Genomic DNA, 26404 nt, shown 5'->3' with positions numbered 1-26404 from the left:
CCGTTTCAATTGATATCGCCCTTGCTCTGATCGTAAAGGCAGTGGACATGCCAGCCAAGGGTAAATTCATCCGATGGAAACTCGGGGTAGAGAAACCGGTGGACATGGATCTGTTTTCGGTCGATGCCGGTAAAATAGTGCAAAGAAGCGCTGTCGTCAAATGGTTGTCTATAATGCGGGAAAACGTGCGGGTGGGGAAAATGTACCGCAGACGTGCGGCCGGTGCGGCGGACGTCTTAAAAACACGACTTTCTTGTTCCCTCGGATATTGACCCAAAGGGTCAAACCCTTGCGTCAGGTATGCCGTGGCGGACTGTCGTCATTATGGCGGAAAGCCGTGTCTCGCTAAGCGCTGATCATGAGTTGTAATTATAATGCGCCATCGTCATCGTCTCTGCGTTGAGCGATTCGATACGCGCGTTGCGCGCATCAAGGCGATGCGTAATGGCCACGATCTGCTTTTCCAGCTGTGAAACGCGGTTTCACACTGCCGGCTGCAGGATCGGGGCATGGCCACAAGGCGGCTGCCAAATCTGACAAAACCCATCTCCCTCCGGCCATGATCCCCGAGGTCGGCCCTGCCAAAATCCGCGACCGCATCCGAAATGCCGGTCTCTGCACTCGCCGACACCGGCTATTTCGCTTTTACCGGTGCAACGGCCACGGACACCACCTGTCATAGGACCAGCAGAATCGGTTCCGGTCCCATCCAATCCGGGAATAGCTATCACCTTCTTTTTTACCGAAGGCATCCGCCTCTGTCGGATAAATGCGACCGGTGCCTCCGGAGGGTTATCATGGTGGCAGGGCTTACCAATGCCCCTCGGCATTGGGTTCGGAAGCCAGTTTGACTTTGCCTTCTGCAAAAGCTGCAATCGCTTCGCGAACCGTTCCGCTCACATCGCCGCCTACTTTTACCCGCGCGGCATCCAACGCTTTGAATGCATTGGGGCCGCAATACCCGGTAAGCAGAACGTCGGCGTGTTTTTCACTGATCATCGTGGCGGCCTGAATGCCTGCGCCCTTGAAGGCGTTGACATTCTCGGCGTTATCCAGCACCTCGAAATCCAAGGTATCGGTATCAACAATGAGGATATAGGCCGCCCGGCCAAAACGCGGATCCATGGGTGACTCTAAATCTTTTCCCGTGGATGTAACAGCAATTTTCATCTATTTCCCTCCGTATTTTTAAGCTTGCCGGGTTGCATTGCCGATGGCAAATTCACTCATCAGTGTCCACCACCGCCGCCACCGCCGCAAACCTGATCGTCAGAAATCATGGTCAGCCGTCCGGCAATAAGGTCTTCCACTACCGGACGGATGTCCGGACGCTGATCGTCGTGGTAGACGTCGATGCCTGCCTGGCGGAACCCCATCAGCGGCCGCATGCCAATACCGCCCACAACCAGGGCATTGACTTGATTGTCCGCCAGCAGGTTCACCGGAACCATGCAGCCGCCCTGAACGTGGCTCTGGTTGGGAATGGTGGAAACCTTTTCGATGGCTCCGTCTTTCACATCCACCAGGGTAAAAGTATCACAATGGCCAAAATGACCGGACCTTTTTCCATCAAGCCCTCCCGCTTCCATCGAGGGAATGGCGATTCTTCCTTTTTCCATGGTATGCTTAACTCCTTTCTATTTCTGCTGTCTATTATTCAGCCGTCATGGCCGGTGTATGCATTATGGCGGCCCACACCTGTCGTAGATGTTCACCGGCCATCCCGCTGCCATCATATTCCAAAAGCGTTTTTCCCTGCACCATGGCCTGAGTAAACGCCGGATCGAAGGGAATCCGACCCACGACCGGCAATCCCCCGTCATGGGCCATTTCTTCAATGGTGGCACTGTTGTCCAGGTTCAGATCGAACTTGTTGATGCACACCATCACCGGTACTTTGAAATACTGGCATAACTCAATGGCCCGGGCCATGTCGTGGATGCCGGAAACGGTGGGCTCGGTAACGATCAGTGCGCTGGTGGCGCCGCCGACCGAGGCGATTACCGGACAACCCACACCCGGAGGGCCATCGGTGATGATCAGGTCAATGCCTTTCGCTTCAGCCAATTGTTTGGCCTGCTGACGCACCAAAGCAACTAGCTTCCCTGAATTCTCCTCGGCGATGCCCAATCGGGCATGAACCATGGGCCCGAAGCGGGTATCGGAAATAAACCACTGACCGCAGGTTTTAACCGGAAAATCGATGGCCTGCTCCGGGCAGAAATCCACGCACACCCCGCAGCCTTCGCATCCGATGTCATCGACGACAAAATCCGGCCCGATGGCCGACCACCGGCACATGTCGATGCAGGTACCACATCCGGTACAGCGCTGCGGGTCGATCACCGCCACCCCGCCACCCTGAAAATCGGTCCGTTTTCGAATGTCGGGCTGCATCAACAGATGCAGATCCGCCGCGTCGACATCTGCATCACACAGCATGCAGCCGGTAGCCAGGGTGGCAAACGCTGCCGTCAGGCTGGTCTTGCCGGTGCCCCCTTTACCGCTCAGAATAACGAGTTCTTTCATTTTCCGCCGGCCCCCTTTCCCGTCAGCGTTTCTATCTTTTCAACCAGTTCCCGGAATCGGGCTTTCCATTCGGGGAGGACCAGGGAGAACATTTCTCCGCGGGAATAGCTTTCGGCGATCTTCCGGTCAAAGGGAATCTCCATGAGGATGGGAAGCCCTTCGGCTCGGGCATAGGCCCTAACCATGTCGTCTCCCATATCGGCGCGATTGATCACCAGCCCCATGGGAATCTTCAGTATTTTCACCGCCTCCACGGCCAGCGTCAGGTCATGAAGACCGAAGGGGGTCGGTTCGGTAACCAGCAGAACGAAGTCCGTATCCTTTATTGCTGCGATCACCGGACATGAGGTACCCGGCGGGGCATCGATCAGCGTCAGGCCGTCGGTCCAGGTGCGGTCCCGGACAGCCCGGATCAGCGGTGGCGACATGGCTTCCCCCACCCGCAACCGGCCGTGGACAAAGGATAGGCCATTCATGCGGCCTACTTCCAAAACGCCCAGTTCCCGTCCCTTTTCGGTAATGGCTCCCTCCGGGCATACCGCCATGCATCCCCCGCAGCTATGGCAAAGCTCTGGAAAAGTAAGCACCGTATCGCCGAGAACGGCAATGGCCCTGAACCGACATATTTCCATGCATTTTTTGCATTGGTTGCACTTTTCCAGGTCAATTTCAGGAACCGGGGTAGTGACGGTGGTGGTTTCTTCGATGGTGGGTCGCAAAAACAGGTGGGCATTGGGTTCTTCCACGTCACAGTCCAGGAGCTGGACAGGCTCTTCTACGGATACCGCAAGATTAGTAGCCACGGTTGTCTTTCCGGTGCCCCCTTTCCCGCTGGCGATGCTGATAATCATTGGGTCTAACCTCCAGGATCAACAGGTCTGCATACATTGTCGTCACCCCGTCTGCATACGGGTATTTCAGCACGCAAACAAGTATTTATCGGGTTCTAAATTAAGTATAAGCTCATAAAACGTCAAGCGGTTTTTTTGCGAATGCTCAAATTAAGAAGGGATAGTGAATCAAACGGGGAAATCGCCGGCTATGTTGAATTGCAAATAATCTTAAAAAATATTATTAGGTTAGTTCTAACGATGATGGAACCTCGTTGGGTGGACGGACTGACAGCCAGGCGAAGGATTTGACCATTTAGGTTGGATCGACATCAGGATCGGAACTTGATAATCTTGACCGCCTCGTCCACCCATTCCGAAATAAGCCGCGACTGATCACGGTGCGCCTTGGTTTTTTTGAGGCGTTGAAAGACCTCCTCCCTCGTTTTTAGGGCTTCCAGAGACGGCAAGCTCTCCATACTGCCGATATTCGCCAGTCCACGGATGGCAATCCGCAGATTCTGCAGCAAGTGGGACATGAGCCGGTCGCTCTCTTTCAGAAAGTAAAGGTCCGACTCCGGGCTGCCGTATTCGGTGACGGCACTGCGCAGCACCGATCGCCCCACGACCGTTTCGATCATGGAAAAAAAGATATAGACCTCCCGTTCCAAACCTAAAAGATCCTTGGCGGACAGGCGGTGCCTGCGTGTCATGCCAAACTCCAGGGCTTCGCAAAGCGCTTGATGAATCGTCCGGACCTTGTCGAAGAAGGCTTCCTGGTCTCGATCCATGCGCCAGGCGGCATACCGTGCCACCTCTTTGTTAATGCCGCGCTGGTTGAAAAGGATATCCTCCGGTGTAATTTCGATGTCGGCCAGGCTCTTGTCATATTCGTGGAGGATGAGGTTGGCCAGCACCAGGGCTTTGGCATCTGAAAATTGAATATCGCCAGGATCCTTGAGAAAATCCTCCAGCAGGATCTTGAGAGCCCGTTTGGGCTGGTTCATCCTGGCGGAAAGCAGCTGCAGGGCATTGAGGAAAACGGTACGGTCTTCCGGTGCCACCACATCCTTGAGATGCCGCCACAGGAACTCGAAAATCTTTTTCTCGTAGCGGGCGAACCGGGGCAGGGCGTCGATAAAGGACGATTTCAGGAAGCGGCCCTTTTCGTTGAAACACTTTTTCAACACATCAACCAACTGGCGGGCTTCATCCATATCGATGTCAAAGTCCTCGGCCAGGACCTCAAAATCCCGCTCTTCAAACTGGATGGTGCCGTGAACCAAGGAAGTCATCTTTTTACGGGTGGAGGACCTCCCTTTGAAAAAAGAGACCATTTTATACAGCTGCCGGTGGACCGCGCCCAAGATAGACCCGCGCGCACCCACCTTGCTGTCTTCGGAGCGGGTGAAATACAGGTTGTCAAACACATCGTCTCTCACGGTGTCCAGGCGCTGTTTCAGATTGGTCAACACCTCTTGGCGTGCATCTTCGCTTTTAGGCTTGTTGTCAATAGCCTGCAGCAGATTAGAGGAGAGCCCCAGCCTCTCCTCCAGATGGTGAGAATTAATCTTCTGGTAGTCGTCACCGTAGACGCTTTTTATCACCTTGGCGGCTTTTTCGGGTGAGGCCTCCACGCTGGCGATAATCCTTGCCACCTTGGCTTTTTCCCGGGTGAAATTTTCTTCACTCTCCCCCCGCATGAGCCAATCCAGGTTGTTGATCTCCAGGGGTGGAGGAATCAGTTGGGCACTGAGTTTGGGCAGGCCGAAAATGGCATTGTATACGCTGGTAAACTGACAGCCTTCGTCGGACGCCTCCTTTTTCTGCATCCAGGCATCTACTTTGGTGACGAGGTTGCGCATGGTTTTTGCGCCCAATCGGTTGACGCCGGCCATCAGGGTCAGATTGGTACTGAGGCACCCCTTCTCATCGGATACCATGGGCACCAAATTCTCTTTTCCGGCTCCCAGGACAATGTCACGCTGATTCTCGTGTGCCCGGTAAAGCCGACAAAGAATATGAAGACTGCGACGCAACCGGTCCAGAGAATCGGGATCGCCTTTGGGCAGGTTCAGATACAGGTTGTTGATGCCCCGGTCAGAGAAGATTCCGAAAGCGTCCAGCAACTGGCCCATCAGGTGGGAAAGCAGGGACCCGTGGCGTTTAATCATCGTGGGAACAAAATCCAGGTCCACGACCATGTTCCCGAAAAGGATTTCGTAGTCCAACCGTTCGGGGATGTCCGAATCTGCGGAAAGGCCTCGATAGCGGACCAGAATCCGCCCTGCCTGCTGGGGCAACTGGGATAGTTTGGCCAGGGTCTCCGCCAGTTGATCGAAGGTCTGACGCTCTTCGGTTTGTCGGGCGTCCAGATCCATACGTTGAAAATAGCCGGCAATATGATGAACAATTTCACAGAGCAAGATCCGCCAGACATCCTGCTGTTTCTGCTCTTCGGCCAGACTCTCGGCCATCATTTCCGCAGCCGACCGTCCTTTTTTGTGTTCTTCGAGTCCATCGAGCTGGGAAAAAAGCTGCTCCGCGGCATCATCCAGGAATATTTCTTTTTCATCCATGACCATGACCTGTGTGGGGTGAAAAGGCAAATTGGAGGCCCCTGGTGCATTCATGCCGGCGTGGTGGTTGCCGTCGTACTCGGCCGGAACACCGGAGGCGGGTCAACCCTATGAATCCAGAGGGTATTTTTTGAATATCACATTTTTCTCAAAACGGAAATCGAAAACCGGAAAAGGCTCCGCTTGAAATACAGGCATCGCTCTGTTAGTTTGGTTTTAAACAGACAACCGGAACCATGAGGGGATCTTCTTCAACGATGACAATGATCAAGTCAAAAGCCCTTGAAGCCAACCTGGCCAGCACCTATGTGGATGTGACCATCGATGCCCGGTATGAATGCATCCAGGCGGTCATGTCCCGCTATTTCGGGTTGATGGAAGGCGTGAACACCTTCCTTCGGGAACTGAGTCATCCCTATCGCAATTGGCAGTTTATCGTAGGGGAGGCCAGGGGATATGCACTGGATTACTTCCATCTGTTTCAATCCCACCCCCGGGGTGTGGAAGCGGCGGGCGCCATGGTAGGGATATTCAGCGAAGTCATCGATGCCAATGTAGATGATGGCGTCCGCACCGATGCGGTGGACAACCTGTTGTTGTATCTTCAGCAGATCATCGGCAATTCGCGTGACCGGCTTCCCGATTTTCTGCCGGTACTCAACACGGCTTTCAACTGGATCCACGACTGCCCGGACGACCGTTTTTTTCTCTTTGTCAAAAGTTTCTACCCGATCAAGCGCATCATTCGGCTGTTGGGAGATCGAGGCCGCAGCGCCATCACCGACTACCGGGTGCTCAACCGGCTTTTGATCCGCACCTGCAACGTCACCTATAATTTCTGGTGCGAGGTCAAGGACCCGTGGGATTCTTTTCAAGCGGCGGCGGGCCAAATCCGAAATCCGGAGCCTGTCCGCGCCTGTTTTTCAGAAATTTCCCATGAGGTGCTGCACACCCTGAAAGACCATCTGCACCAGATAGAAAACCTGCCGGAGTGCGAAGCCCCGTCGGTATTCGACCAACTGCTCACTCTGACGGATTTCAGTGCCATCGTCGAACGATACCGCAAGATGCCCCAGATGCTGATGGAAGCAGGCAACGACGCCGGGCAGGGCAACCAGTGGAAGGTGATATTTCTGTTTCATATCATGAGTATTGCCGGCCTGAACCTGATCCATGAAGAGGCCTTGCGCGACATCAACCGTACCGTCGGCTGGCTGATCGAAAATGAGAGCTACCGGCACATCGGTGATCTGATCGAAAAAACCATGTATATCCTGAAAACCCGGACGGAGCAGTTTCCGGCGACGACCCTCACCTGCGTTCTCAACATGGGTCAGGGGGTCTACAAGACCGATGATATCGACCAGGTGAACTTTTTTATCGATCGGGTGGTGGACCTGGGATTCCAGACCCCCATGCTGGGCGGCGTGGGCAACGACTGGCAGATCCAGGTCAATTCAGCTCACCTGCAGAACATCCGAACCTGGCTGGAACTGATTGAATGCAAGCCCAAATGGTCCTCGCGACTGCTCTCCAGCCTGATCATCAAACTCTCGTTGTCCGGAATCTTCATCAAAGACACGGACCTGTTCCCCAGGGACATCACCCGTTTTCTCAACAGTGAGATCGGGCCGGTCTATAATCTTGGGAAACAGCTGACCCGCCTCTTTCCATCCTATTTTAACGACATCGGTGCAGAGGGCACCCTGCGTGATATCTCCACCCGGCTGGATGAAATCACCCACCGGCGGGACATACTCATCCATTTTTTGCGAAAACAAAGCCATGTGGAGAGTTCCAACCGCATCATCCGGTTCATGGAGGCGGTTCTGCACTTCTGGAAAACAAGAGACAAGGCGCCGCTTCAGCCCTTTGTCCCCCCCAGCATCTTCGAACAGATCGAAACCCATGGGGAATACATCGACGGGGTCAACACCCTGTTCGCCCATCTGAACAACCGGGGCATGGCGATTCCCGAAGAACTGCTCGTAGAGGAAAACGAGCGCATCCATGCGCTGCTGGCTGAATCACCTGAACCGCATGCCGTCGACACCGAACGGGTGGTGCTCCTCGCCGCCTTTTACAAACTGCTTTATCACAAGTATCAGCTGGACTATAAATCCCTCCGGCACCACCTGGAGCAGTTGGACAGGGAGTCTTTTCCGGACCTGGAAAGATTGCGCGCCGCCCTGGACGAGCCCGACCTGAAGCGGCGGCTGTTCATGCTGATGGACTACCTGGAGCGCCTCAAGGCGATCATTCTCTCCGACGAGACCTACGAAATAAAAGCGGACATATACAAAAAACGTCACATTACCATCGATATCCCCTCCATGTACGGCAGCTACCACGAACGCAAGTTCGATGCACTGGGACTCACCTTCCGCGTCGAATCCCTGATCAACGTGCTGTTCGAAGAGCTGGTGGACCAGATCAATCTGGGCCTGATCACCCGGGCCACGTTTCACGACATTTATGAGCGGCTGACCCTGTTTGACAAGGCCCTTCGCCTGGACGGCATCTATTCGGTGGAGCTGGAGCGTCAGCTCGATCTGCTGGCCCACGCCCTGGAGGTGAGAGGATTCACCTTTACCCAGTACCTGGATATTTTCAAGGGATTCGCCGTTGCCGTCAAAAATATCATCAACGACTATTTTAACAACATTCACGGGCAGAATCTGACGCGCATTCTCTCCCATATGCCCATGGACCGGATCCTGGAAAAATTCCTTCCGCAAGAGCACGCCGTGGATGCGGAAAAACTCAAGCACCGCATCTCCGAAATCTTTTTTCGAGACCGCATCGCCACCTCCCTGGGCCTACAGCAGCTGGACCTGTTTTTAACCCGGATACTCAACACCTTGTTTCACCAGTCCAATATGCTCCCCAAGGACAAGCTCCACCTGCTGCTCAACTATGACCCCCAGCGGATCATTACCGGCCTGGAACAAGTCAACAACAGCGCCGTCGGAATCATCTATATGGGCAACAAGGGGCTGAACCTGCTCAAGCTGAAGAACCTGGGACTGCCGGTGCCCCCGGGTTTCATCATCACCACCGAAGCTTTCCGCTGCCGGGAACTGATCGATGGTTTTGCTCCGGTCAAGAAGAACTTCCGGCAGCAGGTTAAGCGGCACATCAGTCAGCTTCAGAAAATAAGCGGGAAACGATTCGGAGAACCGTCCAACCCCCTGCTCTTCTCGGTACGCAGCGGTGCTTCCATTTCTCAACCCGGCATGATGGAAACCTTTCTGAATGTAGGGATCAATGAGGAAATTGCCGCAGGCCTGGCCCACAAGATGGACAACCCCTGGTTCGCCTGGGACAACTATCGTCGGTTTTTGCAATGCTACGGCATGGCCTTCGGGCTGGAACGCGACGATTTTGACGCCATCATCGCCGAATTTAAATCGCGGCTGGGCATCCCATTGAAAAAAGGATTCACCGGCGGACAGATGAAGAGGGTGGCCTTGGCCTACAAAGCCCGGATCCAGGACGCCGGCGTGGAAATGCTCGAAGACCCCATGGATCAGCTCTTTATGACCATCAACGCGGTTTTCTCCTCCTGGGAATCCCCCCGGGCGCAGACCTACCGGAAGATCATGGGCATTTCGGACGACTGGGGCACCGCCGTCACCGTCCAGGAAATGGTCTTTGGCAACATCTCTCCCCAGGCGGGCTCCGGCGTTTTTTTCACCCACAATCCCCGCTGGTCCGGGGACACCTTGAGCCCATGGGGCGATTTCACCCTGGAAAACCAGGGCGAAGACGTGGTGGCGGGCCTGGTGAGGACCCTGCCCATTTCGGTCAAACAGCAGGAAATAGAGATGCGGGACACGGACATCACCTTGGAGACCCACTACCCGGCGATTTATGCGGCCATCCGCAAATGGGCGGCCCAGCTCATTTATAAAAAAGGCTGGAGCCCGCAGGAAATGGAATTTACATTCGAAGGCGCTTCAGCCAATGACATCTATCTGCTTCAAACCCGGGACATGGCCATCCGGGAGCGTAAAACCGTCCTTGCCTTCGACGTGGAGGCCGATCCGGGAAATCGCTACCTGGGGCACGGCATCGGCGTTGCCGGCGGAGCCATGGTCGGCCGGGCCGTCTTTACCTTGGAGGAAATCGACCACTGGCGGGAAACGGAACCGGCCACAGCCCTCATCCTGATTCGCGGAGACACGGTTCCCGACGACATCAAGGAGATTTATGCCAGCGACGGGGTACTCACCGCCAGGGGCGGGCTGACCAGCCATGCATCGGTGGTGGCCCACCGGCTGGGCAAAACCTGCGTGGTGGGATGCGGCACCCTGGTATGCAACGAAAAGGAAAAAACCGCCCTGTTCAACGAGGTGATCATCCGGTCGGGAGACCACATTAGCATTGACGGTCGGGAGGGTTCGGTTTATCAAGGAACCATGAAAATCCGGGAAGCCTGATCAGGAGGAAATACCATGAACGAAGGACAGATGAAAATCGGTATCAACGGCCTCGGCCGAATCGGCAAACTCACAGTGTGGCATCATGTGGGACGACGATACTTTAAAGAGATCGTGGTCAATATCGGTCGCCAGGCCGGCACGGGCCTGTCGGACATTGCCCACTACCTGGAACGGGACTCCACGTATGGGGCCCTGCATACCTTTCTTCACGGATACCAGGCCAAGCCGGTAATTTCCGACATCGACGACAGCGCCGGAACCATGGTTGTGGACGGCATCACCGTGAGGCTTTTGCGTACCGCACGCCCCCCCCAGGCCATCGATTGGAAAACTCACGGCGTGCGCCTGGTGGTAGACACCACCGGTCAGTTCCTGGACCCTACACTTCCCGCCGACCATCCCAACGGGTCGGTCCGGGGGCACCTGGAAGCCGGCGCCGAAAAAGTGGTGGTATCCGCCCCCTTCAAGATAAAGGAAGAAGGCGCCGCCATGCCCGACGATACGGTCACGACGGTAATGGGGATCAACGCCAACGACTACGACCCCCGGCGCCACCGGATCGTTTCCAACGCCTCGTGCACAACCACCTGCCTGGCCCACATGATGAAACCCCTGATCAACGCATTCGGTGCCAAGCGGGTCCTGTCGGCCTCCATGGCCACGATCCACGCCGCTACCGGCTCCCAGCAGGTCCTGGATCGCCTGCCCAAAGCCGGAAAGACCGACCTAAGAAAAAACCGGTCGATTTTAAACAACATTATCCTCACCTCAACCGGTGCGGCAAAGGCATTGAGGCTGGTGATCCCCGAAATGGAGCACATCGGATTCATTGCCGAGTCGGTGCGGGTACCCGTCAGTTCGGGGTCCCTGATCATCCTGGTACTCAGTATTCAAGAAACCCCTTCCGAAGAACCGGTTCGCCGCGACGGGATCAACAGTGTCTACGAGCAGGCAGCGCAGCTGGATCCCAAAGGTTATCTGAAATACACCGAGAAACAGAATGTTTCCGGGGATATTCTCGGCTCTCCCCAGGCAGCGGCGGTAATCGAGGGCGATGAAACCCATACCCGCACGGCAGACCTGAGTTTGGACCTGGCCGGTATCCCCGGCTTTTCCCAGTCCGTGCTGAACAGCCTCACGGATACGGTGGTTCGCGCACCGGTCACCCAGGCCGTCATTTACGGCTGGTACGACAACGAGATGGGCAGTTACGTGAATATGCTTGGCGACCGAACGATAACCATTGCCGAAAACATGTAACCACGGGTGCACCGGTAATCTTATTCGGCTGCCGGGTCTGTGGAGGGTCCATAAGCACGACAATAGGCGTATCTCTCCGGAAAAATGAAAAAGTGCTCGAATGCAGACAATTTCCGTCAATCTTTGAACTTGACGATGTCGCACGCGGAACCCTATATTATCAAACATACGATACACGAATCGAATGCGCAGAATCGGGAAGCCCCTGAAAGGTCAAAAAGATGAGTGAAAAATTAGAAGCGACGGGGGATGACTGCATCTGCACGGATATTCCCAAAGCCTTGTACGACCGTGTCGAAGACTATTGCAAATCCAGAGGCATTGCCCCCAGTGAATTCATATTCGACGCGATCAGCGAAAAACTGTTTTCCATTCATCGGGAGCGGCGGCGGAAGCCACGGCTTTAGCGGAATGGGTATTCACCTTAGCACGGGCAATTCTTTTTCAACAGTCGGACAGGCCCGTATCACGGGTTCTCCACTTCCGATGCACCCGATCCACCCGCCCGAAAAATCCGGTTAACAACCATAGCGCGACCCCGATACCTGAAGATTCGTTTCGCTTGCGGCGGCATCGGATCTTCCAGCCCCTGATGAGCGCCTCAGAAAAGATGAAAAAGGAGGCTTTGGGCATATGACGCCGCAAACCCGTTTACCGGTTCATCGATCCGCCTTGAAGCGGAGGTACGCGACACGGGCCTGTTGCCTGGCGCTGGTCCTGATATTTTCCGGTTGTGCGAGTCTTCAGTTGAGTCAATTCCGGAAGCGAGCGGCACGCGGCGACCATGAATGGATCGCCGCCCAGGCAATCGCTTGCAAGAAGGCATCCGAGGGGTGCGCCCAGCTTCACCTGATCAAAGGTGACGCCTGCTTTCGCCTGGCCAAAATGGGCAGGGAACCCGCCGTTAATTTTGCCTGTGCCGCCGACGAACTGGTCGAAGGGCTGGCCTTAAAAGGGTCCTGGAACGATGCCGGCGTTCAGCTTCAATTTCAGCAGAATCTTTGCGAATCCCTAAGCCGTCTGCGGGAACTGCAATCCGGCGAAGCGGCCGAACAGACCCTGGTCCGGTTTTTTGAAGCAGCTCAAACCCTGTACCAGCTGGTCCCGGAAAGTGTTTCGGCGGTCTACTACCTGTCCAGAGCCCGTCTGATGCAGATGGAACCCATGCTGGAAGACATTAATGCAGCCACCCGCGTGCCGGTCTGCATCCGACTCAAACGAACAGTCACCCGCGTATTGGCATTGATGGAAACCGCCAGGGGACACACACTGCCGGACTGGAACCGGTTTGCAGACGATTACGAGCGGCTTGCCTTTGACTTGGGAGTCGCAATCCGGACTGCTGAGTGCCGGTGAACACTAGGGAAGAAAAGCAATTTCGCATGGCAGCCCCGACGAGACCCATGCGGTCAACACCTTCCATGATATTCCCCAAACACGACAGCGCCCGGCAATAGATGCCGCATCACGGTTTCAATTCAGACAAGATAAACCGGGCCGATTGACCCACTAGCAGGGTATCCATCCCCACGGCAGTCAGCGTATAGCCCTGCTTGATAAAGGGCTGCACCGCGGCAGCATCCATCCCGAAAATCCCTAAAGCGATCCGGCGTTCCAGACACGCCTGACGAACCGTCTCGATCTGGTGCCGGACAGCGGCATCGTTGATATCTCCCGGTTTTCCCATGCTGGCGGAAAGATCGTAGGGGCCGATGAACACCCCGTCAATGCCGGTCACATCGAGGATCGATGCGATGTTGGCGACCGCGTCGATATGCTCCACCTGGATGATTACGGCGACATCCGTATTGGCATGGTTCACATAATCGGCAAAGGCAAAGCCGTATCCCTGTGCCCGGGCGATCCCCACGCTTCTTTTGCCCAGCGGCGGATACCTGGCCCACGCCACCACCCGGCCCGCCGTTTCCGCATCGTTGACCAGCGGGGCGATGATGCCGTCCGCCCCCGTGTCCAGGGCCTGTTTAATGTATACTTCATGATTTGCCGCCACACGAACCACGCAGGGACACTGAGGCTGCGCCGCCTGCAGCAGCAGTTGAATGTCGCCCACGGACAAGGGGCCGTGCTCGCCATCGATGAAAAGCCAGTCAAAACCGGATCGGGAAAGCAGTTCGGCGATTGGAGGGCAAGGCAGGCTGACAATCGTGCCCGTCAGCCGATCGCCCTGAAGCAGCCGTTTTCGGAAATTGGATTTCATATCGACGGATGCCTTTCTAAAACCGTCCCAGCAGATCGGCCAGTTGAACCATAACCTGGCCATACCCCCGATCCACGTATATCCCGAACTGGGCGATGCAGGAATAAGCCAGGCCAAACTGGGCCAGGGCATAGCCGGCGATGGTGAACTGACTCAGGCTGATCACGCCGATGCCAAATTGGGAGATATTGATAATCCCGGCGCCGAACTGCCCCACGGCGATCACTCCTTTGGCGATCACAGGCGTACGATTGGGCCGGTATTTGAAAGAGATGTGCAGCAGGGGAAGTCCTAAAAAAGCGGCCTGGCTTTTGTACTCAAAACCGTAGCCATCCCAATGTTCACGAGCCGGATACGGTGCCCCGCAGCCCGGGCAGGCGACCGCCTGGTCACTCACCTGATGGTTACATTCTCTGCACGACTTCATCAATCATGCCTCCTGCAAGTTTCGCAACGCCGGTTAACTGTCTATTGTCATTCGATTTTCAACCGTTCATCAATTTCAGCGCTGCCGGCCGTATACAGGCTGTCCAGAAATGCTACGAAAAAACTTCCCGGCCGGTCGCTGGTTTCAAACGCCAACTCCCCGCATAGCCCGTAGAAGCCGAATGCAGCGGCGGCGGCAGTCAGCAGGTCATGGCGGGCCGCGGCACAGAAAGCACCGACGACCGCCGAGAGCCCGCACCCCAGCCCGGTCACCCGGGTCATCAGGGGCACGCCGTTGGCCACCCGAAACACCCGACCGCCGTCGGTGATAACATCATTCTCCCCGGAGATGGCCACGATACAGCCGTGTTGACGAGCGATAGTACCGGCGGCATCCACGATTTCGTCGGACAGGGACAAAGATGAATCCACGCCTCTGGTCATCACGTCGTCAACGGCCAGGGAAAGCACCTCCGATGCATTGCCCCGGATGACGGAAATCTTAACTTCATCGAGGATGTGTTTGACGGTGCGGGTGCGGTAGCTGGTGGCACCGGCACCGACCGGGTCCAGTATTACCGGAATGCCCCGTTGGTTGGCCGCTTTGGCGGCCAGCAGCATGGCCTCGATCCATTTTTCCGCCAGGGTGCCGATGTTCAGCACCAGCGCACCGGCCATGGCGGCCATGTCCGCCGCCTCTTTGCGGCTGTGGGCCATCACCGGGGATGCCCCCAACGCCAAGAGGATGTTGGCCGACGGATTCATCACTACGAAGTTGGTGATGTTGTGCACCAGGGGTGCGGTGGTTCTGATGGTTTCGAGACAGTCCACAGTCGTGGCTTTCATATCCATAACGGGAATCCTTTTCTCAGACTGCAGGATCGGTCCACCGCCGGATTTGACCGGCGATGGAGTCGGCGGGCCGGACCCACTGGAAAAGATGTCTGGCGGCGGCCGGCTTTTCACAGACTCACTTTTTGGGCGGTTGAACTTTCTCCAGCTGCCCGGCCACAAAATCCCAATTGGCCAGGTTGTCCAGTACGGACTTGACAAAATCCACCCGCCGGTTCTGATAGTCCAGATAGTAGGCATGTTCCCATACGTCCACGGTAAACAGCGGAATCAGACCATGGGCGAGGGGAGTATCCGCATTGGCGCCGGTGACTACCGCCAGCTTTCCCTCATCCAGTACCAGCCATACCCAGCCGCTGCCGAACTGGTCCTTGGCGGCGGTGATGAAGAGCTCCTTGAAATCCATGAAACCACCGAAGGCTTCATCGATCATTTCCGCCAGCAGGCCCTCCGGTGCGCCCCCGCCGCCCGGCTTCAGGCATTTGAAGAAATAGGCATGGTTCCATGCCTGTGCGGCGTTGTTGAAGACGGCTGCTTTGGACGCATCACCCGCCGTCATCTGGATCACCGCTTCGGCGGTCTTGCCGGCAAAAACCATCCCTTTGGTCAGCTCATTGGCCTTTTTCACATAGCCGGCGTAATGTTTGTTGTAATGAAACCCCATGGTTTCCGCACTGATAGTAGGGGCCAGGGCGTCCTGACGATAAGGCAGCGGTTCCAAAACGAAAATGGCCGAGCCACCGCCGCCGCTGCACTGTACCAGAAACAGGGCGGTCAAGGCACAGCCAGCCAGAACCGATAAACGGACAATAAGGCGTTTGTTAATAGCGGGAAAGGTTGTCATGATTTTTCTCCTTTTCGGTTGTCCGCAGAGACGGTTGTTAAAGACTTAGAGATTGACGGATTCATCAACAAGTTGGACCGCAATGACCGGATTTCAGGGCAGCGTTTCCTGAAACCGGACAAAAAGGACCAGCCCCAAACCGGTGACCAGTATCCCCAGCACGCCGAGGGCATTGGGCAGGGCGGCACCGATGATCAGGATCTCCCCGGCCAAGGCAAAGATCACCTCGCTGGATTGGGTGGCGTCCACGGCGGCCAGTTGACTGCCGGTTTTCGATTCGTTCCTCGCAAAAAGAAACAGGCTCGTAGCCATTACGCCTGAAAACAGGGCCACCAGGGCCGTGTTCACGATCTGCCCGACAGAAGGCGGCGGCGGTGCAATCACAGCCACCAGCAGGCACCAGAAGGGAACGCTGCCCAGTGACATGAGCAGCACCTTGACAAAAGGGTGTTCCAGTTCCGATCTGCTGATGTCAGGCAAACGGCTGTGGCCGGTCTTGGCTTCCCATACCAACTGGTTGCCGATGGGGTAGCAGAAAGCGGCAATCAACACGGGCAGGGCGCCGTTGACCAGTTTCCCTGGATCGACCGCCCCCGCCTGGCTGATATTCACCAAAAACACACCGGCAAAAACGATGGTGGAAAACAGCCAGATCCGTCGGGGAAAGCGTCGGCCGAAAACCGTCAGCACCACCAGCGTGGCAATAATGGTAAACTGCCAGGTGGCGGCAACGATCCAACCGGGGGCATAATCGGCGCTGAAACAGATCAGGGCGTAAAAAGCCCCGAAGCCGATGCTGCCCACCGCCACCCAGAAAGCCAGGTGGTTGAAAAACAGGCCCAGAGTACGGGCCAAGGCTGCCGTTCCCCGAAACACCAGCAACCAGGCCGTCAGCAGAAGAATCATATAGGCATAGCGGAGGCTGGCGCTCCACACCCAGTGACCGCCTCCCAGACTCATCATCCGGTTGAGCACAAACGTGGAACTGAAGAAAAAACCGGACAGCAGGCCGATCAGAATAAGCCTCACCATCGTTTATCGCCTGCCTCGGTCATTCCGGTATCCACACTTATCCTTTCCCGCTTCGAATACTCTCATACAGGGCGATACCGGCTGCGGTGGAAAGGTTCAGCGAACGAATCTCACCATTGATGGGAATCCGGTAGCAGGCCCGGGGGTAGCGGGAGAAAATCGCTTCAGGGAGTCCCCCGGTCTCGGATCCGAACACCAGAAACATCCGCCGTCGGGCCGGCATCTCCCAGAAAAGCCGTGTGCCTTTTTTGGAGAACAGCGCCACTTCACCGTCCACGGGATTGAGCGACTCACAGAACGCATCGAAACTATTCCAGATGCCGGGAGATACCCGGCGCCAGTAATCCAGGCCGGCCCGCTTCACCTGGCGGCTGTCCAGTGAGAAACCCAGAGGATGGATCAGGTGCAGCCGGGCCCCGGCACCCAGACAGGTGCGACCGATGTTTCCGGTGTTCCAGTGGATTTCGGGGGCCACCAGCACCACGTGGCGTTCCGGTCCGGTATCTGAGCATAAGGCGGTATCGTCCATATCGTCACTGTTTGATAAACCCACCAGTAGAAGTCGTCTCAAAATTCAAATTTGGGTTCAAAAGCCGTTTTGGGGCAGTGTTGGTCCATAAATGTCAGCTTGTGGTTCAGATCAAGGCCGCAGCTATTTTGGTAACCGCAGGCGTAGCAGCGCTACGTCGAGGATAGCGCTGAAGCTTCACTACGTGCTCCAAATGGCGAGAACGCGGAGCTGGGCCGCAAGATGATATTTAGGGATCGGCACTACTTGATGTAGCCCCACTCCTTAAGCCGCTGATAGGCGTATTGAGCCTGTTTTCCCTGCTGGACCTGCTTCAGATAACTATTATAGGCCTGAGCCGCCGGCTGGACTTTCTCCATACCCTCCAATGACAGCCCTTGGAAAAACACCGTATTGGGATTGCCGGGCAGGCGCCGCTCGTAGATGCTGAAATCCTCGTAGGCGGCGTCGTATTTCTTGTTGCGGATCTTGGTGATGCCGCTGATGTGATAGGCTTGAGCTTCGTCGGGATAGACCTGCTTGGCCCGGTCGGCATAGCGCTCCGCCTCGCTGTCTTTTTTCTGAACCAGCTGGCACTTGGCCATGAGCAGCAGCCCCACATAGTCGCTGGGCACTTCGTCCAGGGCCTGTTTGAACAGCCCTTCCGCCTGGCTGAACTGTTCTTTGCCCATCGCCTCCTCACCTTCCTGCATCTTCTTGATGGCGCCTTTGATTTTTCTCAGGCCGGCGGTGTTGTCCATGAAGCGCTCCCGATACAGAGGCTGGCCGTTGTACTGCCGGTAATCGTTGGTGGCCTGATTCACCGCAGTCTGGTAGCGTTCCGAAGACATGGGGTGGGTGGCAAAGAGAAGATCCGTGACGCCTGCTTTGTGCTGGTTCATGCTGTTGAGCATCTCCATAAGCCCCACCATACCCTGGGGGCCGTAACCGGACCGGGCCATGTATTTCATACCCAGGCTGTCCGCCTGGCGCTCGTTGTCACGACTATATGAAGCCAGCAATGCGCCGGAGCCCAGCTGCCCCAGTTGGCCGGCAAGGTTGCCGGCACCGGAACCGACCGCGACGCTGGTGAGGATGGCCAGCCCTCCCACAGCCATATTGGTCAGCTGGGCTTTGGACATGATCTCGGCGGTATGCCGGGCATTGACGTGGCCCAGTTCGTGCCCCAGCAGGGCGGCCAGCTCGGCCTCATTTTCCAGCTCCAGCAGGATTCCCCGCGTGCAGGCAATGCTGCCGCCGGGAAAAGCGTAGGCATTTACATAATTGGCATTCACGCAATGAAAGTTATAGGGCATATGGCTACGATGGGTGTTGGGGGTCAGCCGCATGCCGGAGGTTTGTACATAGACTTGCAAGGCCCGGTCCTGAACGGTTCCGTAATCGGATGAAAACTGGTGGGGAGACTGCTGCCGGTCAACGGCGATCTCCTGCTTTTCATCCATGATCATGAACTGGGATTTTCCCGTAACGGGATTGGTGGCACAGCCCATGGCCAACCCGGTGGCAGCCATGCCGGTCATGATCAGAAATTCACGACGGTTCAGTCCGTTGATCGCCCTTCCGGAAACACGCATATGCACCTCAGGTCTCAAATATTTTTGTGGTTTTAGATCATCGTTGGTGGTCGTTCATAAACGGTAGATTTTGGTTCAGGCCCAAGCCGCAGCGATGTTGAAACCGCAGGCGCAGCAGCGCAGTGTCGAGGATTTAAACATCGTGAGAACACCGGCCTGGGCCAAAAAGATGCCGTTTATGAATGGCCACGATCAGGCCCGTTGCCCGCAGTGCGGACAATAGTTGAATGAACTGTCGAATTCTCTCTTGCAGGCCACACAAACAGACGAAGATCCCGATAATGGCACCTCCTGAACCGGGGCCCGGCTGTTATCCACCGGCCGCTGGCAGCCTTCGCACATTAAAAACGGCTCTCCCTGCCTGACCCGGATCAGGGGAATGAAAAACAGGCTCAGGTAGTGGTCCACCCGAGTGGTATAGGCCTGTGCCAGCCCGCAGACGGGGCATCGTTGGGGATTATCGTCCACCCGTCTGGTTTTGGGTTGAACACCGGCGATTAAAAACATGATATCCCTGAAATGTCACCTGTTCATAACTGAGCAGGGGCGGCCAACTCTTGGGTGTTGCAAGCACGGGTTGTATTGTATAAGAAAAAGACCCATAGTCAATATGGAAAACGCTTTGCATGGAGTCGCCCATGACCGACAGCCACCTGCCTATCGCCGATATGCTCAAGGACCTGGTCAAGATCAACGCCGTGATCGCCACCGAACTGATTCAGCTGGTGGAAAACTCCAGCCGGCTGATTCGCGGCGGCGATGTCCCAGACACCTGCAAGGTACAGCACCAGACCTTGAAAAAGGAAATCATCGGAATTTCCGAAAAATGGTGCGATACCTGCCAGGCCCTGCGGTCATACAATCTGGATCATGAATAAATATAACCGAGTATCCCTAATAAACATTGCAAGAACCGATCCGATCGGTAAGCACCTCTTGCCGACAGGACCCATCAAGGAGTACGCCCATGATCATCGATTTTCACGTCCACACGTTCCCCGCTGAAATCCGGGATCACCGGAATCGATTTTTCGATGCCGAACCCGAATTCAAGATGCTCTACGAATCCCCCAAATCCAAACTGGTGTCCGCGTCGGACATCATCGACATGATGGACGACCAGGAGGTGGATATGTCGGTAGTCTTCGGGTTTCCCTGGCGTACACCCGACACCTGCCGGCAGAACAACGACTATGTCATCGAAGCGGTGGACCGTTATCCGCACCGGTTACGGGGCCTGTGCTGCGTGGACAGCCTGAACCCGGATGCGGCCGAAGAGGTGCAGCGCTGCCTGGACGCCGGTCTGAGCGGTGTGGGGGAACTGGCTTTCTATGGCTGCGGCATCGACGGTGAATGCCAGCTGAGCCTGGACCCCATCATGGCCATGTGCCGGGAACATGATGTGCCGGTGCTGCTGCACACCAACGAAGAGGTGGGCCACCTCTACCCGGGCAAGACCCCCAACACCATGGTCCAGATCTACGAAACCATGGCCCGTTTTCCGGACAATACCATCGTGCTGGCCCACTGGGGCGGAGGGATCTTCTTTTATAACCTACTAAAAAAAGCAGTTAAAGAGACCCTGAAAAACGTCTACTACGACACCGCCGCATCCCCGTTTCTCTACGACAGCCGCATTTACCGCTATGCAAGGGACCTGGTGGGCATCGACAAGGTCCTGCTGGGCACGGACTATCCCCTGCTCAAACCGGCCCGCTATTTCAAGGAGATGCATGAAGGCGGGTTGAGTCGGGAGGAAATGGACGTGGTCTGCGGGAAGAACGCCGCCGGCCTGCTGAAGATTGAAGACTGAGGACTCAACCCGGCAAGCTGACCAATACCCGTAAAATGGACAATGAAGGAAGATGCTTCAGAGGGTTAACGCCTTGAATAGTTTTCGGGGCGTCGTTGGGGGAGAGTACTGCTGTTCAGATGGGACTATCTCAGAAGATATTTCGATATTTTCAAACCCTTCAGGGGGACACTGGACCATTTGCTGACACGGACCCAGTTTCTCCGGTTTTCGGTACCAGATCTTCTTTCCTGAGTTCTGCGCCTGTCTTGTTTCCTGAAGAACAGTCCTTTAATTGAAAAAAGCCGTCTTCGGTCTTTCCCTGTCCTTCTTTCAATGAATGATCGATTGTTTTTTTGCATTGAAGCAACCTCTATCCATCGATGGTCGTCGAATTGCTGCAGGGGCGTCCTCCACTATCAGGGTAATTCATTCTTCAAAAAAATCAAACGCATCACCGCTCTTGAGCGGCTCTCCGATATTTTCTTTTGCGCCTATCGCCTTTCCTTTTGTCTATATCCGGGTCGAGCATGGTATGAATCTTTCGCCTATCTTTTCCACTTCGTTCTTCATAATCGCCATAGCCTTTTGGAGTTGGATGATGATCTATTCTATCAATCATTTTTCATCCTCGCTATATTTGTTTTCTATTTCACCGTTTCAATTTCAAACGTTTTGCCAATGGCCGTTTAAACAGGAATCCGTCACCAGTGAAAGATAGGGTTTCGGCCTTAAAAATTTTAAAGGCAAGCACTGTACCAAATTTTAAGGTTATAAGAAAATTCAATAAAATCAGGATGAAAATAAAATGTTTTGTTTTATGGCAGGCGGGAGATGATGAATAAAATTCCGTAATTTTGTGAAAAAAAGTTCAGGGTCTCATCTGATGCAGGTTTCCGCTACCCGTCACCCCGCCGCCAGCAGCACCTCGTCGTTCTCAAATGCTTTGCGGCGGACGCTGGAGAACATCTCCAGCAACTTCGGGACGGTAAGCCTGGCTTTATCTGCACCGGAGACATCGATGATAATCTCACCGGCATCCATCATGAGCAATCGACTGCCGTAAGCAATGGCATGGTTCATGTTGTGGGTGATCATCAGGGTGGTCAGACGGTGTTCGGTAATGAACCGGGTGGTCAGGTCCATCACGATGGCGGCGTTGCGCGGATCCAGGGCAGCGGTGTGCTCGTCCAGCAGGGCGATCGCCGGATTGGAAAGCACCATCATCAGCAGGGTCAAAGCCTGACGCTGGCCGCCGGACAGGGTGCTGATGTTCTCTTTCATCCGCGATTCCAGCCCCATCTTCAGGTTCACCAGCTGTTCGCAAAAATAGGCCCGCATCTTCCGGTTGAGGCTGATCACCGGCCACTTGAACCCCTTTTTGCAGGTGATCATCATATTGTCTTCCAGGGCCATGTTGGAGGCGGTGCCTGCCAGCGGATCCTGGAAAATCCGCCCCAGGGTTCTGGCCCGCTTGTACTCCGGTTGGGCGGTGACATCCTCCCCGTCGATGAAGACCCTGCCGGATGTGGGCAAAAGGTTGCCGGAAATGAGGTTGAACAGGGTGGTCTTGCCCGCCCCGTTGCTGCCGATGATGGTGACGAATTCACCGGCGTCCACCGTCAGGTTCAAGTCCCGGATCACCGTCTTGGCATTGGGGGTGCCGGCGTGAAAGGTGCAGGTGAGGTTCTGGAGCCGGATCATGTAGCAGTCCCTCCCTTTCCGCGAATGCGGCGGTAGTTGGTCACGGCCAGGGAGGCGATGATCAGGACACCGGCGATCAGCTTCAGGTCGTTGGGGGTCATGTTGACATAGTAGCCGTAAAAACGGCCCAGATACATGATCGCCTTGAACAGAATCGCGCCTAAAATCACCCGCAGGGTCAGCATGCCGATGCGGTTGGACTTGATGATAAACTCGCCCAGCATCACCGAAGCCAGCCCGGACACCACGATCCCCTGCCCCAGGTTCACATCGGCAAAGCCCTGGTACTGGGCGGCGAAGGCCCCGGAAAGAGCCACCAGCCCGTTGGACAGCCCCACGCCGATGAGCTTGAGGGTGGCCGGATTGACCCCCTGGACCTTGACCATCTGCTCGTTGTTGCCCAGGGCGCCGAACACCAGTCCCATGTCCGTGTGGAAAAACAGATCCAGGGCGAACTTGATGGCCAGCACGACCATGGCGAAAAAGATCAGCGAAGCCCAGTCGGCGGGAATCAGGCCCTGGGTGGCAACACTGACGTGGGTGATGATCGTATCCACGCGCAGAAGAGGCAGATTGGCCCGGTTGCCCAGGATGCGGATATTCACCGAATAGAGCATGGTCATGGTGAGAATGCCGGCCAGCAGGTGGGGAACCTTGAGCCGGTTGTGGATGGCCGCGGTGACGAATCCGGCCAGCACTCCGCCGGAAAAAGCCAGGAGCAGTCCCGCCAGCGGGTTGATCCCGCCGGTCAGCGCGGTGGCCATGATTACCGCGCCCATGGGGAAGCTTCCGTCCACGGTCAGGTCAGGAAAATCGAGAATACGGAAGGTGAAAAACACCCCCAGGGCCATGATGGCATAAATCAGCCCTTCGACAAAAATACCTTCAAGCATGACGAATCGGTCTTTTCATGGTGGCACAAAAGGCGGAAAGCCATTATCCTCAAGGCCTTCCGCCTTCTTTCAGGTTCGAGTCTTTGATCCTGCAACCTACTTTTTAATCAGCTCCCCATCCTCGATGATGGTATTGGCGCTGGCGATGACATCTTCCGGAAAGGTCAACCCCAGTTCGTCGGCCACATCCAGGTTGATCAACAGATCCACGTCGGATGCCTCAGTCATGTAGATGGTCGGGATGGTTTCGGGTTTTTCCCCTTTGAGGATGCGGACCACGAGGCGGCCGGTGGCCTTGCCCATCTTGTAGTAGTCGAACCCCCAGGCGGCCAGCACCGGGGTCGTTTCGGCGCTGCTGGGATCGGCCGACATCACCGGGATGTTGTACTTTTTGGCCACACTGGTCACAGCGGCCAGGGCCGACACCACGGTGTTGTCGTTGGAGATGTAGATGCCGTCCACCCGGCCGGCAATGGTCTGAACGGCCTGCTTCACCTCGGCGGAATTGGATACGGTAGTTTCAACAAACTTGATGCCCATCTCCTTGCACACCTGCCGGGCGATAGTGGCCAGGCTGACGGCATTGGCCTCACTGCTGGCATAAACGTGGCCAAGCGTCTTAATGGGCTTGATGCGGTTGAGCAGTTCGATCTGAGCTTTCACCGGGGTCATGTCGGAAATGCCGGTCACATTTTTCTCACCTTTTTCCGTTGAGGCGATCAACCCCGCACCCACCGGATCGGTGACCGCGCTGAAAATCACCGGGCGATCCTTGAGCGCGTTGACCAGGGCCTGGGCCGTAGGGGTGGCGATACCGACAGCCAGGGTCACATTTTCCGACTTGAACTTCTGGGCGATAGATGAGGCGGTGGACATTTCCCCGTTGGCATTCTGAGGATCAAACCGTGCATCGGGATACTGGGCTTTCACCACTTCCTGGATTCCCTTTTCAATGGCATCCAGCGCCGGGTGGGCAACAATTTTGGAAATACCGATGAGGATCGGATCAGACCCAGCAACCGGTGCAGGATACGTCATTGCAGTGACCGCAAGCAAGGCGGTCACTGCGCAGCAAAGCTTTTTCATGTACTTTTTCCTTTCCTTTCCGCAGGATTTTCTTTATGTTCTGTCTTACAGAAACGCTTGCGATCGCCCCTTACGTATATAGGCAGGCGGTCAAAATCAAGCTCTTTTTCCCCTGAGGTTTCAGCAGGAAATGATGGTGCAATGATTTCTTGCCGAGGCCCTTGCATGCAATTTAATGAACCCGACGGCATCCTGCCGCAACAAAAGGGCCATCTCCATGAAAACTGTCACACGGGAACTGATTGACGTCTTCGCCCGGACAGAGGATCGCAAAGAAATGGAAGTGCTGTTCCGGGAGATCTTTACCCCCAGCGAAATCGATACCCTTACCCTGCGCTGGCAACTGCTCAAGGACCTCTACGAAGGCAAAACCCAGCGCAAAATTGCCGCCGATCACAACATCAGCCTCTGCAAAATCACCCGCGGCTCCAAACTGCTCAAAACCAGGGGAAGCTACCTGAAAAAAGTACTCGATGAATTGTACGAAGCCAAAAACAGCCGTTAGCACTGACATTCGCAGCCATCGATGGGCATCTTCGGCTGATGCGGATCGACAGTCATCAGCTTTGGTCCCACCATGAAATAACGGGAGGATTGCGCAGCGGCAGCCGTTTGCAGGCAAACCGGGGGTATCCCCGAATCAATGCGCCGAAGAGATGATCGTGCCGGCATGCGATTCTGCGTGTCGTCATCCGGGGTTTTTGCTTAAGCGGGCACGAACGGCCATCGGGTCCTGGGCGTAAAGGCAAATGCTGCCTTTAAGCCCGTGGGTTTCCACCCAGGCGATCCCTTCAGGCAGGAGACGATACTTCTGAAAACGAGCCTTGGTTGCAAGGTCGTCCCGGATCCAATGCACGGGCAGATCTGGGATGCGCCGGATCACCACATCCGGGGCAAGTTTGTGGACCAGCCCGCCCACAACGGCTTCTTCCACGGCGAGCCATTCCTCCACGATCGCTTTAACCTGATCGAGGGGCAAAACGCCCGGTTGCCCTTCAATCGTTTCCAGGATCGCTCTCTCGGTATGTTTCCGCAGGGCGATATGCAGGGTCTCCTCCAGGGGCGTCATCAACACGGTATAGGGGTTGGCCGACGCACATTTCCACACCGTCCGCCGGTCCCGGGTAAACTGCCAGCTGCGGGTCTTTTCCGAGTATTGCAGGTAGCTGGCGTAAGACCCGACTTCGTTTAACGGAATCCGCCCGGAAAGATCGATGTCGATGTGCTTGTCGGATGACCCGCTGAATTGGTAGCGCGCCTCATACTCCCGGGCGAGATCGTTCACGATGACGGCCTTGACGCCCCGGTCATGCATATCGTTCGGGAGTTCTTTCACCACGGTGGAGATGGAACAGTAGGGATTGGGCAAGCCGGTGCGGTCCAGCAGGTCCGCGATGGCCTCTTGACAGTAGCCGGTAAACAGTTCGGCGACGTTTTCGCGCTGTTCAGGTGCATAGAGGAGTCGGTGGGAAAGCCCCTCCAGGCGCCATTGAACGTCCTGGCACCCCAAGTCGTCCCGGATGCGTTGAACCAGTTGCGGATTGGCATTCAGATAGTCGATGCTGGCCTGATGGGCGACCTTCTCATAATCGTCTTTGAAGTCGGTCAGGGCCACAAATTCCGTCGCCGGGACTGAAGAACCCAGCAATCCGGCCAGGTCCCGATATTTCAGGTCCCCGCAATCATCCGTCCCGGCGGCAACGGCTACGCATGCAATCAACATGCTGGCAACGATCGCGGCAAAAGGGTTGATAACCATCTTGAAATCAGCCATCCGTTTTTTCTCCTGCCATTCCATCGTAAAACGACCC

Annotated in this window: 26 protein-coding genes; 7 read left to right on the top strand and 19 right to left on the bottom strand. The window is 55.7% G+C overall.

Annotated features, from left to right (window positions below; all coding sequences use genetic code 11):
- Window positions 1-5: 5 nt before the first annotated feature.
- The 6 genes from ACHZBS_RS17685 to ACHZBS_RS17660 form a co-directional block, all read right to left on the bottom strand.
- Window positions 6-143 (bottom strand): hypothetical protein, encoded by a 138-nt coding sequence (locus ACHZBS_RS17685; protein WP_319407844.1) that lies wholly within the window; start codon window positions 141-143, stop codon window positions 6-8.
- A gap of 667 nt (window positions 144-810) precedes the next feature.
- Window positions 811-1170: a NifB/NifX family molybdenum-iron cluster-binding protein gene (locus ACHZBS_RS17680; RefSeq protein ID WP_319407843.1), complete on the bottom strand. Its 360-nt coding sequence runs from the start codon at window positions 1168-1170 to the stop codon at window positions 811-813.
- Between the two features lie 59 nt (window positions 1171-1229).
- Window positions 1230-1619, bottom strand: coding sequence for a NifB/NifX family molybdenum-iron cluster-binding protein (locus ACHZBS_RS17675; RefSeq protein ID WP_319407842.1), 390 nt, complete (start codon window positions 1617-1619; stop codon window positions 1230-1232).
- Between the two features lie 34 nt (window positions 1620-1653).
- Window positions 1654-2529, bottom strand: coding sequence for an ATP-binding protein (locus ACHZBS_RS17670; RefSeq protein WP_319407841.1), 876 nt, complete (start codon window positions 2527-2529; stop codon window positions 1654-1656).
- Window positions 2526-3380, bottom strand: coding sequence for an ATP-binding protein (locus ACHZBS_RS17665; RefSeq protein ID WP_319407840.1), 855 nt, complete (start codon window positions 3378-3380; stop codon window positions 2526-2528). Before ACHZBS_RS17665 ends, ACHZBS_RS17670 begins: the two co-directional genes overlap by 4 nt.
- Before the next feature lie 311 nt (window positions 3381-3691).
- A complete protein-coding gene (locus ACHZBS_RS17660) occupies window positions 3692-5938 on the bottom strand; it encodes a hypothetical protein (RefSeq protein ID WP_319407839.1) in 2247 nt (748 codons plus the stop codon).
- 257 nt (window positions 5939-6195) lie between these two features.
- Between ACHZBS_RS17660 and ACHZBS_RS17655 the strand changes: the two genes are divergently transcribed.
- From ACHZBS_RS17655 to ACHZBS_RS17640, 4 genes are all read left to right on the top strand, one after another.
- Window positions 6196-10380 carry a PEP/pyruvate-binding domain-containing protein gene (locus tag ACHZBS_RS17655; protein ID WP_319407838.1) on the top strand — a complete coding sequence of 1395 codons (4185 nt, stop codon included), beginning with the start codon at window positions 6196-6198 and terminating at the stop codon, window positions 10378-10380.
- A gap of 15 nt (window positions 10381-10395) precedes the next feature.
- Complete coding sequence (locus ACHZBS_RS17650) at window positions 10396-11643, top strand: glyceraldehyde 3-phosphate dehydrogenase NAD-binding domain-containing protein (protein ID WP_319407837.1); 1248 nt, start codon at window positions 10396-10398, stop codon at window positions 11641-11643.
- 221 nt (window positions 11644-11864) lie between these two features.
- Complete coding sequence (locus ACHZBS_RS17645) at window positions 11865-12050, top strand: hypothetical protein (RefSeq protein WP_319407836.1); 186 nt, start codon at window positions 11865-11867, stop codon at window positions 12048-12050.
- 226 nt (window positions 12051-12276) lie between these two features.
- Complete coding sequence (locus ACHZBS_RS17640; protein ID WP_319407835.1) at window positions 12277-12999, top strand: hypothetical protein; 723 nt, start codon at window positions 12277-12279, stop codon at window positions 12997-12999.
- Window positions 13000-13108: 109 nt separating this feature from the next.
- On the opposite strand, the gene ACHZBS_RS17635 is transcribed toward ACHZBS_RS17640, so the two are convergent.
- From ACHZBS_RS17635 to ACHZBS_RS17600, 8 genes are all read right to left on the bottom strand, one after another.
- The gene (locus ACHZBS_RS17635) at window positions 13109-13861 is read right to left on the bottom strand and encodes an aldolase/citrate lyase family protein (protein WP_319407834.1); all 753 of its coding nucleotides are present in this window, start codon (window positions 13859-13861) and stop codon (window positions 13109-13111) included.
- Window positions 13862-13877: 16 nt separating this feature from the next.
- Window positions 13878-14288, bottom strand: a complete 411-nt coding sequence (locus ACHZBS_RS17630; protein ID WP_319407833.1) for a hypothetical protein — start codon at window positions 14286-14288, stop codon at window positions 13878-13880.
- Window positions 14289-14335: 47 nt separating this feature from the next.
- Window positions 14336-15139, bottom strand: a complete 804-nt coding sequence (gene thiM / locus ACHZBS_RS17625) for a hydroxyethylthiazole kinase (protein WP_319407832.1) — start codon at window positions 15137-15139, stop codon at window positions 14336-14338.
- Window positions 15140-15257: 118 nt separating this feature from the next.
- Window positions 15258-15983 carry a superoxide dismutase gene (locus ACHZBS_RS17620; RefSeq protein ID WP_319407831.1) on the bottom strand — a complete coding sequence of 242 codons (726 nt, stop codon included), beginning with the start codon at window positions 15981-15983 and terminating at the stop codon, window positions 15258-15260.
- Window positions 15984-16076: 93 nt separating this feature from the next.
- Window positions 16077-17015 (bottom strand): multidrug resistance efflux transporter family protein, encoded by a 939-nt coding sequence (locus ACHZBS_RS17615; protein WP_319407830.1) that lies wholly within the window; start codon window positions 17013-17015, stop codon window positions 16077-16079.
- A gap of 37 nt (window positions 17016-17052) precedes the next feature.
- Complete coding sequence (locus ACHZBS_RS17610; protein WP_319407829.1) at window positions 17053-17544, bottom strand: tRNA (cytidine(34)-2'-O)-methyltransferase; 492 nt, start codon at window positions 17542-17544, stop codon at window positions 17053-17055.
- A 242-nt stretch (window positions 17545-17786) separates the two neighbouring features.
- On the bottom strand, window positions 17787-19118 hold the full coding sequence (locus ACHZBS_RS17605; RefSeq protein ID WP_319407828.1) for a M48 family metalloprotease: 1332 nt from the start codon (window positions 19116-19118) through the stop codon (window positions 17787-17789).
- A 192-nt stretch (window positions 19119-19310) separates the two neighbouring features.
- Window positions 19311-19625 carry a zinc ribbon domain-containing protein gene (locus ACHZBS_RS17600; RefSeq protein WP_319407827.1) on the bottom strand — a complete coding sequence of 105 codons (315 nt, stop codon included), beginning with the start codon at window positions 19623-19625 and terminating at the stop codon, window positions 19311-19313.
- A 131-nt stretch (window positions 19626-19756) separates the two neighbouring features.
- Here ACHZBS_RS17600 and ACHZBS_RS17595 point away from each other — a divergent pair, with 131 nt between their 5' ends.
- Together ACHZBS_RS17595 and ACHZBS_RS17590 are read left to right on the top strand one after the other, a co-directional pair.
- Entirely contained in the window at window positions 19757-19996 is a 240-nt protein-coding gene (locus ACHZBS_RS17595) for a hypothetical protein (RefSeq protein WP_319407826.1), read from the top strand.
- An 89-nt stretch (window positions 19997-20085) separates the two neighbouring features.
- Entirely contained in the window at window positions 20086-20931 is an 846-nt protein-coding gene (locus ACHZBS_RS17590; protein ID WP_319407825.1) for an amidohydrolase family protein, read from the top strand.
- Between the two features lie 433 nt (window positions 20932-21364).
- On the opposite strand, the gene ACHZBS_RS17585 is transcribed toward ACHZBS_RS17590, so the two are convergent.
- The 4 genes from ACHZBS_RS17585 to ACHZBS_RS17570 form a co-directional block, all read right to left on the bottom strand.
- On the bottom strand, window positions 21365-21532 hold the full coding sequence (locus tag ACHZBS_RS17585) for a hypothetical protein (RefSeq protein ID WP_319407824.1): 168 nt from the start codon (window positions 21530-21532) through the stop codon (window positions 21365-21367).
- Between the two features lie 284 nt (window positions 21533-21816).
- Window positions 21817-22614 carry an ATP-binding cassette domain-containing protein gene (locus ACHZBS_RS17580; protein ID WP_319407823.1) on the bottom strand — a complete coding sequence of 266 codons (798 nt, stop codon included), beginning with the start codon at window positions 22612-22614 and terminating at the stop codon, window positions 21817-21819.
- Window positions 22611-23507: an ABC transporter permease gene (locus ACHZBS_RS17575; protein ID WP_319407822.1), complete on the bottom strand. Its 897-nt coding sequence runs from the start codon at window positions 23505-23507 to the stop codon at window positions 22611-22613. Before ACHZBS_RS17575 ends, ACHZBS_RS17580 begins: the two co-directional genes overlap by 4 nt.
- Window positions 23508-23603: 96 nt before the next feature.
- On the bottom strand, window positions 23604-24593 hold the full coding sequence (locus ACHZBS_RS17570) for an ABC transporter substrate-binding protein (protein ID WP_319407821.1): 990 nt from the start codon (window positions 24591-24593) through the stop codon (window positions 23604-23606).
- 217 nt (window positions 24594-24810) lie between these two features.
- On the opposite strand from ACHZBS_RS17570, the gene ACHZBS_RS17565 reads away from it, so the two are divergent.
- Window positions 24811-25098, top strand: coding sequence for a Trp family transcriptional regulator (locus ACHZBS_RS17565; RefSeq protein WP_319407820.1), 288 nt, complete (start codon window positions 24811-24813; stop codon window positions 25096-25098).
- 183 nt (window positions 25099-25281) lie between these two features.
- Here ACHZBS_RS17565 and ACHZBS_RS17560 read toward each other — a convergent pair whose 3' ends face one another.
- Window positions 25282-26367 carry a hypothetical protein gene (locus tag ACHZBS_RS17560; RefSeq protein ID WP_319407819.1) on the bottom strand — a complete coding sequence of 362 codons (1086 nt, stop codon included), beginning with the start codon at window positions 26365-26367 and terminating at the stop codon, window positions 25282-25284.
- Between the last annotated feature and the right edge of the window lie 37 nt (window positions 26368-26404).

The organism is uncultured Desulfosarcina sp., from assembly GCF_963664155.2.
In the GTDB taxonomy this organism is placed as follows: domain Bacteria; phylum Desulfobacterota; class Desulfobacteria; order Desulfobacterales; family Desulfosarcinaceae; genus Desulfosarcina.
This window is presented reverse-complemented; position numbering and strand designations above follow the sequence as displayed.